The organism is Streptomyces aureus, from assembly GCF_000725495.1.
GTDB classification, from domain to species: Bacteria; Actinomycetota; Actinomycetes; order Streptomycetales; family Streptomycetaceae; genus Streptomyces; species Streptomyces aureus_B.
In genome coordinates, this window is sequence record NZ_JNZD01000012.1 from 1 (window position 1) to 13,419 (window position 13,419).

A 13,419-nucleotide genomic window follows, 5' to 3' on the forward strand; every position below is an offset into this window, starting at 1 on the left:
TCACCCTCTCGGGCTTTCCTCCGGGCGCTTCCCTTCGGTCTTGCGTTTCCGACTCTATCAGACCGTTTCCGTATCCGATTTCCTCGGTGCTTTCCAGGTAATCCGCTTTCGCGTTTCCCCTTCCGGCGACTCCGACTCTATCAGTCCTTTTCCGTCTCGATGACCACCGTCCTGCGGACATGCAGAACGAGACCCGAGATAGGATCTGACAAGTTGGGTGCTGCCGGGCAACGACGCCTTGGTCACGCCGCTCATCCTCAAGCAGGAGTACGACTCTACATGGGGTGCGGGAGCGGGCGCAAATCGTTTGCCCTGTCCTCTTCGGCGCCAACCGGGATCTCTCGCGCGGAACCGGCACTTCATATGACATACCCTGCTCAACAGTGCCCTGTCCGGGACACGCAGTGACGACCCGTACAGATCTCCACCCCCCTCGGAGGCTTTCCATGACCACCGTGACGTCCCCTCTCGCAGGACGCGCCATCGGACTCGCCGCGGTACCGGACCCCGTGTTCTCCGGAGCGATGGTCGGCCCCGGCACGGCCATCGACCCTGAGCGTGAGCCCTCGGAGGCCGTCGCTCCCGTGGACGGAGTGATCGTCTCCCTTCACCCGCACGCGTTCGTCGTCGTCGACGGCGAGGGCCACGGCGTCCTCACGCACCTGGGCATCGACACGGTGCAGCTGAACGGCGAGGGCTTCGAGCTGCTCGTCAACAAGGGGGACACCGTGACGCGCGGGCAGAGCATCGTGCGCTGGAACCCCGCCGCCGTCGAAGCGGCCGGCAAGTCCCCCGTGTGCCCCGTCGTGGCTCTCGAGGCCACGGCCGACTCCCTCTCCGAGGTCATCGAGTCCGGCGAGGTCAAGGCCGGCGACGCGCTCTTCGGCTGGCAGTGACACCACCGCTGTCCTGGACGGCACGTTCGAAAACCATCGCGGCGGCCTTGCCCGCCGCACTAATCGGAGACGGGTGAGATGGAGACAACGCTGCGAGGCGTCGGCGTGAGCCACGGTGTGGCGATCGGCGAGGTTCGGCACATGGGAACGGCGGTTCTCGAACCGCCTGCCAAGCAGATCCCCCCGGAGGACGCGGACCGCGAGCAGGCACGCGCCCGCAAGGCCGTGGAGGACGTGGCCGCCGACCTGATTGCGCGCGGCAATCTGGCGGGCGGCGAGGCCCAGCACGTGCTCGAGGCCCAGGCCATGATGGCCCAGGACCCCGAGCTGACGGCCGACGTGAACCGGCGGATCGCCGTCGGCAGTACGGCCGAGCGCGCGGTGTACGACGCGCTCGCCGCGTACCGGGCGCTGCTGGCCGGCGCGGGCGAGTACCTCGCCGGACGCGTGGCCGACCTCGACGACGTGCGGAACCGGATCATCGCCCGGCTGCTCGGCGTGCCCATGCCCGGCGTCCCGGACAGCGACGAGCCCTACGTGCTCATCGCCCGTGACCTCGCGCCCGCCGACACGGCGCTGCTCGACCCGACCCTGGTCCTCGGCTTCGTCACCGAGGAGGGCGGGCCGACCAGCCACAGCGCCATCCTGGCGCGTGCGCTGGGCGTACCGGCCGTCGTGGCGCTCCCCGGCGCGGGAGAGCTGGCCGAGGGCACGGTGATCGCGGTCGACGGCAGCACGGGCGACATCTTCGTCGAGCCGAGCGCGGAGAAGAAGGCACAGCTGGAGGCCGCGGCGGCCGAGCGCAAGGCCGCGCTGTCCGCGTCGACCGGCCCGGGTGCCACCTCCGACGGGCACAAGGTGCCGCTGCTCGCCAACGTCGGCGGCCCGGCGGACGTGCCGGCGGCCGTGGAGGCCGGTGCCGAGGGCGTCGGCCTGTTCCGCACCGAGTTCCTCTTCCTCGACGACAGCAAGAAGGCGCCGTCCGAGGAGAAGCAGATCGAGGCCTACCGTCAGGTGCTCGAGGCGTTCCCCGAGGGCCGTGTCGTGGTGCGGGTGCTGGACGCGGGCGCGGACAAGCCGCTGGACTTCCTGACGCCGGCCGACGAGCCGAACCCCGCGCTCGGCGTGCGCGGGCTGCGGACTCTGCTCGACCACCCCGACGTCCTGAGCACGCAGCTCACGGCGCTGGCGAAGGCCTCGGACGGACTGCCGGTCTATCTCGAGGTGATGGCCCCGATGGTCGCGGACCGTACGGACGCCAAGGCGTTCGCGGACGCGTGCCGGGAGGCCGGGCTGCGGGCGAAGTTCGGCGCGATGGTGGAGATCCCGTCGGCGGCGCTGCGTGCGCGGTCGATCCTGCAGGAGGTCGAGTTCCTCTCCCTGGGGACCAACGACCTCGCGCAGTACACGTTCGCGGCCGACCGGCAGGTGGGCGCCGTGTCCCGTCTGCAGGACCCGTGGCAGCCGGCGCTGCTCGACCTGGTCGCGATGTCCGCCGAGGCGGCGAAGGCCGAGGGCAAGAGCTGTGGTGTCTGCGGCGAGGCCGCGTCGGACCCGCTGCTGGCCTGTGTGCTGACCGGTCTGGGTGTCACCTCCCTGTCGATGGGCGCCGCGTCGATCCCGTATGTGCGGGCGACGCTGGCGAAGTACACGCTGGCGCAGTGCGAGCGGGCGGCCTCGGCCGCGCGGGCCGCGGACACGGCGGAAGAGGCGCGCACCGCCGCTCAGGCGGTGCTGTCGGGCGAGTAGCCGGGCGACGCCGTCGGTGACGGCGGCGGTCGACGGTGGTCAGGGGCGCTCCATCCGAGGATGGGGCGCCCCTTTCGCGTTCAGTGCCGGTGGTGGCCCGTCCTCGCTCCCCCGTCTCCGAGGTCGGGAGGTACGCAGTAGTCGACGCCTGATTCCGGGGAGACCAGGTCCCCGGATTCCATGTCGGTGCAGTAGGCGTCGAACACCTCCCCCGCGGTGAGGGGCTCCAGATCCTCTCCTCGCAGGCGCCATCCGTAGACACGGTCGGTGCCGTCGGGGGCGGTGGTGCGCATGACGAGTCCGCAGGCGCTGCGGGTGGCGATGCCGAGCGCCAGGACAGTGGTGAGTTCCAGTGCTTCCGACTCGTCGAGGTCCGGGATGCCCTCGGTGCGGCCTTCGGTCCGCAGCGCGGCGACGAGGGTGTCGGGGACGGTGGCGACGCTGCACACGAGGTGGAGGTCTCCCGGGCTCGCGGTGTCGACGGCCCGGGCGATGAGGTGCGCGGCGCGGACGAAGGAGGCCCGGCCGATGTCCTCGCCGCAGGTGGCGCAGCTTCCGATGCGGGACAGCAGGGTGGTGGCGTACTCCCAGGTGGCCCGGCGGACCGCTTCGTCGACGAGGTCGGGGACGAGTTGGTCGAGGGGCTGTCCGTCGTACGGGATGGTGGGCCCGGTCGCCGCCAGTCGGGCGGTGAAGCGGGTCCGGCTGAGGGGGGTGTCGGGTTCCAGGCCGCTCTCGGCACAGAACTCGGCGTACTCCTCGGGGTCGAAGAGGGCGACCGTGGTGTGGCTGCCCTGGGCGGCGAGGGTTTTGAGCAGGGCCTCGACCTGGGCCAGATAGGCCCCGTGGTCGTCGAAGGCGAAGGTGCGGTAACGCCGCATCGCCCGGAAGTCCTCTTCGTCGGTCAGCAGGCCGATGGTGCCGGCGATCTCGCGGCGCAGGACGCGTCGCAGGGTGTGGTTCTGGGTGTGCGCCATGTTTCCCCCTGTGCACAGTCGATCAATGCTCACTCACAGTAACCGGCAGCACTGACAACGCGGGTCGGGAGAGCCGGTCGCGCACGAGACGGTGCTGGAACATGCAGGTCGCGGCGATGGTCGCGCCGAAGACGGACCAGCCGAGCGGGCCGGTGGCGATGGCCGCGGTGACAGCGAGTGGTCCGACGCTGCGCTGTGCGGCCTGCGCCAGTCCGTGGACGCCCAGATAGGCGCCCTGCGCGGTGTCCGGGGCGAGGGCGACGGAGAGTTCCCAGGAGACGGTGGCGTGGAGCATCTCCGCGACCGTGAAGCCGGCGGCGGCCGCGGTCAGGGCGAGGGATGCGGCCACCGCTCCGCCCCTCGCCGAGAGGGCCATGGCCACGCCGCCGAGGGCGAAGAAGCCGGAGAGCGGGAGAAGCAGCGCCCGCGCGGCGGCCGTCGTGGCGCCGAACCGGGCCAGGGGTACCTGGAGGGCCACGACCATCACGTTGTTCAGGACCATCAGCAGGGGTGCGAGGCCGTGGGGCACACGGTCGGAGTGGGCGATGCACAGGGGCAGTCCGACCTTGAAGACGGCGTCGTCGAGGAAGAGGACGGTCTCGGTGGCGACGTAGGCGAGGTAGGTGCGGTCGCGCCAGGGACCGGCTGTGCGGGGCGCCGGGAGCGGGTTCTTGGACGTGGCGATCGTGCGGGTCGCCGAGGGCGGCTCGCCGCAGCGGGCGGTCGCGAGGGCGACGGCGACGAACGAGAGGGCGTCGCCCACGAGCAGCCCCTGGTAGGCGGCCGTGGACCCGATGGTCAGGGCCCCGGCCGCGACGAGTCCTCCCAGGGCCCAGCCGGCGTTGGCGACGGTGCGGTTGAGGGCCTGGTAGCGGACGCGGTCGGGTCCCGAGACGCGGGTGGCGTAGAGCTTGGTGAGGACGTTGGCGGCCCGGTCGCCGAAGCTTCCCGCGGCGGAGAACGCCAGGAGGAGGGCGAAGTGGTCGGTGGTCAGCAGGGCGAAGGAGGCGCAGGCGCGCAGGAGCTGGAGCGCGACGAGAACGCGGGTGAGCGGCAGGCGGTCGGCGAGGCGCCCGCCCAGGGGCGCGCCCGCGATGCCTACCACGGCGGCCGCGGCCACGAGGGTGCCGATCCGGGCGACCGAGAGGCCGGTGACGTAGGTGAAGTACAGGACGGAGACGGATGCCCACAGGCCGCTGCCGATGCGGTCGACCAGGGCGATCCAGAGCATTCTCCGGCCGTCGGGACCTCCTGGTACACGGGTCGTCCAGGCGGCCGCTCGGCGCATCGGATTCACTGCTCCCCCTTGCTCCGGATAATGTATTGATACATAATTCTCTACGTGGCAGCACAATATTCGATCAGTGGTACGACAGCCAAGGCGATTGCCGCGTCCGTGGAACGGGGCGTGGCCGAGGGCGCGCTGGAGCCGGGTTCGGCCCTGCCTCCGGTGCGGGCCCTGGCCGACCGGCTCGGAGTGAGCCCCGGGACGGTGGCGACGGCGTACAAGGAGCTGCGGCAACGCGCGATCGTGGTGACCCGCGGACGCGGCGGGACCGTGGTCGCGGCCGCGCCCGCGGTGGCGTCACGACGGCCGCCGCGCGTGCCGGACGGGCTGCGCGACCTGGCCGGCGGACATCCGGACCCGGCGCTGCTCCCCCGTCTGGTGCCGCCGTCGCAGCTGTCCCCCGGTGCGCGCTCCCATCGCGGCAGCCCGCGGCTGGCACGGCTGGAGGAGGCCGTGCGCGACTGGCTGGAACCGGACGGGGTGCCGACGGAGCACGTGACCTTCGCCCACGGCGCCCTGGACGTGGTCGGGCGGCTGCTGTCGGTGGAACTACGGCCCGGGGACGCGGTGGCGATGGAGGACCCCGGCTATCACCATCTGCTGGACCTGGTCACGGCGCTGGGGCTGCGCACGGTTCCGGTCGCGGTGGACGACGAGGGCATCCGGCCGGACGCCCTGCGGTCGGCGCTGAGGTCGGGAGTGCGCGCGGTGGTGTACAGCCCCCGGGCGCAGAACCCCTGCGGCGGCGGCTTCGGCGAGGAACGGCGGGACGCCCTCGTGGACGTTCTCCGGGAGGCGCCCGAGGTGCTGGTCGTGGAGAACGATCACGCGTCGTCCGTCGCCGGCGCGCCGCTGCACACGCTGACGTCGGGCGACCTGAACCGCTGGGTCCATGTCCGCACGGTGAGCAAGTTCCTGGGGACGGACCTCAGGTGGGCGGCCGCCGCGTGCGATCCGACGACGCTGGCCCGGCACGACGGCCGGCTGCTGCTGACGTCGGGCTGGGTCAGCCATCTGCTCCAGGAGACGGTCCTCGGGCTGCTGACGGACGAGGACACGCGCGCGTTGGTGACGCGCGCCCGAGAGACGTACGCGCTGCGCCGGGACGCGCTGCTGAGCGAGCTGGGCGGCCGGGGCATCGAGGCGCACGGCGCGAGCGGGATGAACGTGTGGGTGCCCGTGCGGGACGAGTCGGCGGTCGTGAACGGGCTGCGTTCGTACGGATGGTGGGTCGCGGCGGGCGCGCGTTTCAGGACCGCGGCGGCGCCCGGGGTGCGGATCTCGACGGCGGAGCTCCCGCCGGCGGACGCCGTGCGCCTGGCCTCCGACTTCGCGGCCGTGCTCGGCGAGTCGGAGGCCACCTACGGAGGCTGATCAGCCGCGCTCGCGGGCCAGCTTCTCGTAGAAGCGCAGGAGTTCGACGTTGTCCACGGAACCGACGTTGACGGCCTTCTCCATGGAGGCGCCCTGGAGGAGGCGCTTGACGGGCACCTCGATGCGCTTGCCGGTCAGGGTGTGGGGCACACCGGGCACTTCGATGACCTCGTCGGGCACGTGGCGCGGGGAGAGCTGTTCCCGGATGGTGCCCTTGATGCGGTTCAGGAGGTCCTCGTCCAGCGCGGCGCCGGGCGCGAGGTGGACGAACAGCGGCATCCAGTAGCCGCCGTCGGGCTGTTCGACACCGATGACGAGCGACTCCTTGATCTCGGGGAGTCTCTCGACCGCTTCGTAGATGTCGGCCGAGCCCATCCGCACGCCCCCTCGGTTGAGCGTGGAGTCGGAACGGCCGTGGATCACGACGGAGCCCCGTGAGGTGATGGTGATCCAGTCGCCGTGGCGCCACACTCCGGGATACGTGTCGAAGTAGCTGTCGTGGTAGCGGCTGCCGTCGGGGTCGTTCCAGAAGCGGATGGGCATGGACGGCATGGGGTTGGTGACGACGAGTTCGCCGACCTCGTCCGTGAGGGGCTTTCCGCCGGCGTCCCACGACTGGAGGTCGGTGCCGAGGCCGGCCGCCTGGAGTTCGCCGATGTACACCGGGAGCGTCGGTACCGCTCCGGCGAAGCAGGAGCACACGTCGGTGCCGCCGCTGACGGAGGCGATCCACAGGTCGTCACGGACCTCGTCGTGCAGCCAGCGGAACCCGTCGGGCGGCAGCGGCGAGCCGGTCGTGGCGACGCACCGCACGCGGCCGAGGTCGAAGTCCCGCGAGGGGTGGACGTCCGCCTTGCGGCAGGCCATCACGTACGCGGCGGACGTGCCGAAGAGGGTTGCTCCCGTGCGTTCGGCGATGCGCCACTGGGCGCCGGTGTCCGGGTACCCGGGGCTGCCGTCGTAGAGCACGATGGTGGTGCCCGTGAGCAGGCCGGAGACGAGGAAGTTCCACATCATCCAGCCGGTGGACGTGTACCAGAAGAAGCGGTCCCCGGAGCCGAGGTCGCAGTGCAGGCCGAGCTGCTTGAGGTGCTCGACGAGGATGCCGCCCTGCGACTGGACGATCGCCTTGGGCAGACCGGTCGTGCCGGAGGAGTAGAGCACCCACAGCGGGTGGTCGAAGGGGACCTGCTCGAAGACGGGTTCCACGTCCGCCGAGGTCAGAGCCGACCATTCCAGGGCGCCCTCGGGAGCCTCGGTGCCCAGCAGCGGGATGTGGACGACGGCCCTGAGGGTGGGCAGTTCACGGCGCAGCTCGGCGACGGTGTCACGGCGGTCGTGCTGCTTGCCGCCGTAGCGGTAGCCGTCGACGGCGAACAGGACCACGGGTTCGACCTGCTGGAAGCGGTCGAGGACGCTGCGGGCGCCGAAGTCGGGGGCGCAGGACGTCCAGACGCCGCCCACGGCGGCCGTGGCGAGCAGGGCGACCACGGCCTGCGGGATGTTCGGGAGGTAGCCGCTGACCCGGTCCCCGGGGCGGACGCCGAGGGCGCGCAGCTCGGCGGCCAGGGAGCCGACCTGGCGGCGCAGGTCGGACCACGTCACGGGGACGGGCTCGTGGGTCTCGTCGACGTACAGGAGGGCCGGTTCGTCCGCGCGGGTCTCCGCGGCGCGCAGGGCGTGCTCCGCGTAGTTGAGGGTGCCTCCGGGGAACCAGGCGGCACCGGGCATGGCGCGGTCGCCGAGCACGCGCGTGTAGGGGGTCGAGAACCGTACGTCGAACCACTCCGTGACGGCTTTCCAGAAGGTGTCCAGCTCGTCGACCGACCAGCGGTGCAGGGCCGGGTAGCCGCCGTCGGCCGGGGCTCCGTGCCGTTCGGCCGCCCAGGTCTGGAACTTCGTGACCTGCGCCTGGGCGATGCCCTCGGCGGTGGGCTGCCAGAGCGGTGAGGGGTTCGTGGTGGACATGGGGCGGCTCCCGGACTGTGCGCGTCGTGTGCGTCGGTCGCGCACGAGCGGGGGTGTGCGCGTCACGCGGCTGACACGGACGATGCCATGTGATCGACTTCTTTACCAGGGCACACCGCACATAGTCGGCGACATGAAGATGTGGCGGCGCAACAGGTGAACGGCAGTTGAACGGCGCACTCGACAGGCGTCCGGAGTGGCAGGGTGAGCAGCATGGACGGTCGTGACCTGGTGCGTTCGGTGAAAGCGGTCGGCTCGGGGGGTACCACTCAGGGGTTGCTCACCGTACGGGCCGCATGGCGGAGGAGGCGTGCGGACGCCAGTGGACTGCCCCGGCGGGGCGCCGAGCGGGCCCGGGTTCCCGGGCCCGTGCTCGGTGTGGAGCCGGGCCCCGGCGGCGGGGTCGTCCGCTTCACGCGCTCGGAACTGCGGATCACGGTCACGGTGGGCGGGGCGGTCTTCTGGGGCTGGGACGCGGTCGCGCCGGAGCCGTCGTACGCGCTCGCGGGGCGCTGTCCCGAGCCCGACCCGCGGGCCGTCCTGGAGCCGGACAAGGACGGCGGCTGGCGGGTCGTGTCCGAGCGGGCCACGGTCACGGTCTCCCGGCACGGCGCGGTCCAGGTCCTCACGCCCGGCGGGGTGGTCCTGCGCCGTGATCTGCCGCCCCGCTGGTGGGAGCCCGTCGACGGCGGCACGGCCCGCTGGATGCAGCGTTCCGAAGTGGCGGCCGACGCCCGGTTCTTCGGTCTGGGCGGCCGGGCCTCGGGGCTCCGGCTGCGCGAGGGCGCGTACCGGCTGTGGAACACGGATCCGGGGCGGGCGTTCGGGCCGGGCGACGATCCGCTCTACCTCACGATGCCGGTCCAACTGGTGGTCGCCGACGCGGGCACGCATCTGGTGTTCCACGACACGACGTGGGACGGCACCGTGACCCTGCGGGAGGGCGAGGAGGGCGCCGGCTCGGGGCACGACCGGGCCGGATCGTGCGAGCTGCGCATGGACGGCGGTCCGCTGCGGTGCTGGCTCATGGTGGGCACTCCCGCGCGGGTGCTGAGCTCCTGGGCGGCGCTGACCGGCGCCGCGGCGGTGCCGCCGGCGTGGGCGCTGGGCTACCAGCACGCCCGGTGGGGCTTCGGCAGCGAGCAGGAGGTGCGCAGGATCGTCGCGGGCTACCAGGAGCGGGACCTGCCGCTGGATGCCGTGCACCTGGACATCGACCACTACGACGCCCATCAGGTGTTCACGGTCGACCGCGACCGGTTCCCGAAGCTTCCGCTGCTGGCCGAGGAGCTGCGGCGCGACGGGATCCGGCTGGTGTCCATCGTCGATCCGGCGGTCAAGGCGGAGCCGGGCAACGCCGTGTACGACAGCGGTCTCGCGGAGGACGCCTTCGTGCGGGACTCCTCGGAGCGGCTCGTGCGCGGTGTCGTATGGCCCGGGGAGGCGGTCTTCCCCGACTTCACGGACCCGCGGGCGCGCGCGTGGTGGGGCGGGCTCTACGAGGAGCGGCTCGCGCAGGGCTTCGCGGGCTTCTGGCACGACATGAACGAACCGACGTCGTTCACGGCATTCGGCGAGTCGACGCTGCCACGCTCTGCCCGGCACGACATGGAGGGCCGCGGCGGCGACCACCGCGAGGCGCACAACGTGTACGCGCTGGGCATGGCCCGGGCCGCCTACGAGGGGCTGCGGGAACTCGCTCCCCAGGAGCGGCCGTTCCTCTTCTCGCGCTCCGGGTGGGCGGGGCTGCAGCGGTACGCGGGGACGTGGTCCGGGGACGTGTCCACGGGCTGGCCGGGACTGCGGGCGTCGCTGTCCCTGGTGCTGGGGCTCGGACTGTCCGGGGTGCCCTATTCGGGGCCCGACGTGGGCGGTTTCGACGGCAGCCCGTCGCCCGAGCTGTACCTGCGGTGGTTCCAGCTCGGGGCGTACCTGCCGCTGTTCCGCACCCACGCGAGTCTGAGGGCCGGGCGCAGGGAGCCCTGGGAGTTCGGTGCCGAGGTGCTGGAGCACGCGCGCGTGGCGCTCCTCGAACGGCGCCGCCTGCTTCCGTACTTCGTGACGCTGGCGCACCTGGCGCGCCGCACGGGCGCCCCGTACGTGCGGCCGCTGTGGTGGGGCGGTCCCGAGGACCGGGCGCTGCGTGACTGCGAGGACGCCTTCCTGCTCGGCGACAGCCTGCTGGTGGCGCCGGTGCTGGACCGGGGCGCCGTGCGGCGGACGGTTCAGCTGCCGCGGGGGCGCTGGTACGACACGGTCACCGAGGAGGCGTACGAGGGGCCCGCCCAGATAGTCGTCGACGCCCCCTTGTCGCGGATTCCGGTGCTGGCGCGGGCCGGCACCGTCCTGCCGGTGCGCGGTGCCGACGGCGGTGTCGAGCTGGAGGCGTGGGCGCCGGTGCGGGGAAGCGGCGGAGGCGGGCTGGTCATACCCGACGCCGGCGATGGCTGGGAGGAACCGGAGGCCGAGCGTTACGTGACCCGCTGGGAGGGGGACGAGGTGGTGGTGCGCCGGGGCGACGGCCCGGGCGAGCCGTCCTGCCCCGTGCGGGTGCGGGGCCTGGGGAGCCCCGCTTCCTGACCGTCAGATGTACCGGCCCTCGAACCAGGCGCGGGCCGCCAGTGTGTGGAGGGGGAAGGCGAGTTCGACCGGCCTGCGCAGCAGGTGCCAGCCCTCCGTCTCGTCGGTGGCGGCAGGCGGGGGCAGTTCGGAGGCGGGGCGTTCCGGGAGAAGCCCGAAGAGCAGCAGGTGCCCCGCGGGAGAGCTCATCGCGTCGGCGAGCCGCACGTCCCGGCCAGCCGCGTCGATACCCGTCTCCTCCTTGAGTTCGCGCACGACGGCCTGCCGCCAGTCCTCCCGGTGGTCGATGAACCCCCCGGGCAGGGCAACTCCCCCGCGCGCCGGTGCGATGGTCCGGGTGATGACGACCAGGGCGGCTCCCTGGTCGTCGTAGACGGGCTGGAGGGCCACGGCGACCGGCAGCGGGTTGCGGTAGGCGACCGTGCCGCAGGCGGCGCAGGTGCGGGGCCAGCCGGAGACGCCCTCTCCGTAGGGGGCGCCGCAGCTCGAGCAGTGCGAATCCGGCGCGAAGTCGGCGGGTGGGTGCGGGGTTTCGGACACGCGGCGGACTGTAGTCCATCACCGGACGGACGTCTTCGGATTGGAGGGGCGGGGTCCGGGGTGGAGGGCGCCGGCCGACCGTGGGGGCGCGGCTGAACGTCCCGGCCCGCGGGGGGTGCGGCGTGGAGCGTCCCGGCCTTCGAGGGGTGCGGCGTGGAGCGTCCCGGCCTTCGAGGGGTGCGGCGTGGAGCGTCCCGGCCTTCGAGGGGTGCGGCGTGGAGCGTTCCGGCCGGCGCGGAGTCCGAGGCGGAGCCCCGGCCTGCGGGGCGGGCGGCCCGACCCTCGGCGCCCTGCCCAATTCCCGTAGCCCGTGGCACACTTCTGACGTTCCGTCAGATCGAGTGCGGGGAGGGACCGTGTCGCGCACACGCACGCCTGTGGTCGCCGGGTGGTTCACCGGAGAGGGGGAGGGGTTCCGGCTGCTCGGCACCCGCTGCTCGGCCTGCGCCTCGGTGTTCTTCCCCCGCGAGGACGCCTTCTGCCGCAATCCCGGCTGCGCGGGCGGCGAGCTGGCCGAGGTGCCCCTGTCCCCGAGGGGGCGCGTCTGGTCGTACACGGACAGCCGCTACCGGCCTCCGTCACCCTATGTGAGCGACCCGGAACTCTCGTGGGAACCCTACGCGTTGATCGCTGTGGAACTGGAATCCGAGCGCCTCGTGGTGCTCGGCCAGGCGGTTCCCGGGATCACCGTCGCCGACCTCGCGATCGGCATGGAGGTGGAGGCGGTCCCCGGAGTGCTGCACGAGGACGAGGAGACCACCTGGACGACGTGGCAGTGGCGGCCGACCGGGGCGACGGCGTGAACGACGTGGAGGACACGGGACATACGGGGGTGGCACGGTGACCGGTGATGTGGCGGTGCTCGGCGTGGGGATGCACCCGTGGGGCAAGTGGGGACGCCGTTTCGTCGAGTACGGGGTCGCGGCGGCGCGCGCGGCCCTGGCCGACGCGGGGATCGGCTGGCAGGAGGTCGACTCGGTGGTGGGCGCGTCCACCGTCCGCGGCGGCTATCCGGGATATGTGGCGGGGGCGACGTTCGCGCAGGCCCTGGGATGGCAGGGAGCGCGGGTGGCGAGCGTGTACGCGGCCTGCGCCTCCGGGGCACAGGCCCTCGACACGGCGCGCGCGCGGATCCTCTCGGGCCTCGCCGAGGTGGTCCTCGTGGTGGGCGCGGACGCGGCGCCCAAGGGGTTCTTCCGGCCGGCCGGAGGGGACCGGCCGGACGATCCCGACTGGCTGCGCTTCCGCGTCCTCGGGGCGACGAATCCGACGTACTTCGGGCTGTACGCGCGCCGCCGGATGGCCCTGTACGGCGACACTCCCGAGGACTTCGCCCAGGTCAAGGTGAAGAACGCGGCCCTCGGCGCGCTCAACCCCAACGCCCGCTACCGCAAGCGGGTCACGGCCGAACAGGTCGCCGCCTCGGCCGTGGTCGCCGATCCGCTGCGGCTGCTCGACATCTGCGCGACCTCGGACGGCGGCGCGGCGGTGGTGCTGGCCGGCATGGAGTTCGCCCGCCGGCACGGGATCGCCGAACCGGTGCGGATCCGCGCGGTGTCGACCGTGTCGCCGCGCTATCCCAACACCGTCCTGGATCTTCCGGACATCGCCACGGACTCCGCGGCCGGAGCGGAGCCCGCCCCGATGCCTTTCCGGGCGTCCATCGCCCACGCGGCCTACGAGGAGGCGGGCATCGGCCCGGAAGACCTCTCGCTGGCCGAGGTCTACGACCTGTCGACGGCGCTGGAACTGCAGTGGTACGAGGACCTCGGGCTCTGCGCCGAGGCGGAGGCCGGCAAACTCCTGCGGGAGGGCGCCACCACGCTCGGCGGACGCATACCGGTCAACGCCAGCGGCGGGCTGGCCTCCTTCGGGGAGGCCGTCCCGGCACAGGCCATCGCCCAGGTGTGCGAGCTGACTTGGCAGTTGCGCGGCGAGGCCGGTGACCGCCAGGTCGCCGGGGCACGGGTGGGGATCACCGCCAACCAGGGCCTCTTCGGCCACGGTTCCTCGGTCGTCGCGGTGCGCTAGCCGGTCGGCACCGCCG

General features: G+C 72.6%; 10 protein-coding genes. 6 read left to right on the forward strand and 4 right to left on the reverse strand.

Translation table 11 applies throughout. From position 1 onward, the window contains the following. The first annotated feature begins 446 nt into the window (after nucleotides 1-446). Both IO36_RS17705 and ptsP read left to right on the forward strand, forming a co-directional pair. Nucleotides 447-896: a PTS sugar transporter subunit IIA gene (locus IO36_RS17705; RefSeq protein WP_037621020.1), complete on the forward strand. Its 450-nt coding sequence runs from the start codon at nucleotides 447-449 to the stop codon at nucleotides 894-896. Between the two features lie 78 nt (nucleotides 897-974). Next, nucleotides 975-2,645, forward strand: coding sequence for a phosphoenolpyruvate--protein phosphotransferase (gene ptsP, locus IO36_RS17710; protein WP_037621021.1), 1,671 nt, complete (start codon nucleotides 975-977; stop codon nucleotides 2,643-2,645). An 80-nt stretch (nucleotides 2,646-2,725) separates the two neighbouring features. Here the strand turns inward: ptsP and IO36_RS17715 are convergent, their stop codons facing one another. Together IO36_RS17715 and IO36_RS17720 are read right to left on the reverse strand one after the other, a co-directional pair. Then, entirely contained in the window at nucleotides 2,726-3,622 is an 897-nt protein-coding gene (locus IO36_RS17715) for a hypothetical protein (protein WP_037621022.1), read from the reverse strand. Nucleotides 3,623-3,644: 22 nt separating this feature from the next. Continuing rightward, nucleotides 3,645-4,853 carry an MFS transporter gene (locus tag IO36_RS17720; RefSeq protein WP_037621023.1) on the reverse strand — a complete coding sequence of 403 codons (1,209 nt, stop codon included), beginning with the start codon at nucleotides 4,851-4,853 and terminating at the stop codon, nucleotides 3,645-3,647. Between the two features lie 111 nt (nucleotides 4,854-4,964). Here IO36_RS17720 and IO36_RS17725 point away from each other — a divergent pair, with 111 nt between their 5' ends. Continuing rightward, nucleotides 4,965-6,284, forward strand: a complete 1,320-nt coding sequence (locus tag IO36_RS17725) for an aminotransferase class I/II-fold pyridoxal phosphate-dependent enzyme (protein ID WP_037621024.1) — start codon at nucleotides 4,965-4,967, stop codon at nucleotides 6,282-6,284. On the opposite strand, the gene IO36_RS17730 is transcribed toward IO36_RS17725, so the two are convergent. Then, on the reverse strand, nucleotides 6,285-8,252 hold the full coding sequence (locus tag IO36_RS17730; protein WP_037621025.1) for an acetoacetate--CoA ligase: 1,968 nt from the start codon (nucleotides 8,250-8,252) through the stop codon (nucleotides 6,285-6,287). 213 nt (nucleotides 8,253-8,465) lie between these two features. Here IO36_RS17730 and IO36_RS17735 point away from each other — a divergent pair, with 213 nt between their 5' ends. Continuing rightward, a complete protein-coding gene (locus IO36_RS17735) occupies nucleotides 8,466-10,832 on the forward strand; it encodes a glycoside hydrolase family 31 protein (RefSeq protein WP_078943278.1) in 2,367 nt (788 codons plus the stop codon). Between the two features lie 3 nt (nucleotides 10,833-10,835). On the opposite strand, the gene IO36_RS17740 is transcribed toward IO36_RS17735, so the two are convergent. Then, nucleotides 10,836-11,372, reverse strand: a complete 537-nt coding sequence (locus tag IO36_RS17740) for an NUDIX domain-containing protein (RefSeq protein ID WP_037621027.1) — start codon at nucleotides 11,370-11,372, stop codon at nucleotides 10,836-10,838. 377 nt (nucleotides 11,373-11,749) lie between these two features. Here IO36_RS17740 and IO36_RS17745 point away from each other — a divergent pair, with 377 nt between their 5' ends. Further along, a complete protein-coding gene (locus tag IO36_RS17745; RefSeq protein ID WP_037621028.1) occupies nucleotides 11,750-12,175 on the forward strand; it encodes a Zn-ribbon domain-containing OB-fold protein in 426 nt (141 codons plus the stop codon). A 37-nt stretch (nucleotides 12,176-12,212) separates the two neighbouring features. After that, a complete protein-coding gene (locus IO36_RS17750; protein WP_037621029.1) occupies nucleotides 12,213-13,403 on the forward strand; it encodes a lipid-transfer protein in 1,191 nt (396 codons plus the stop codon). Nucleotides 13,404-13,419 lie beyond the last annotated feature (16 nt).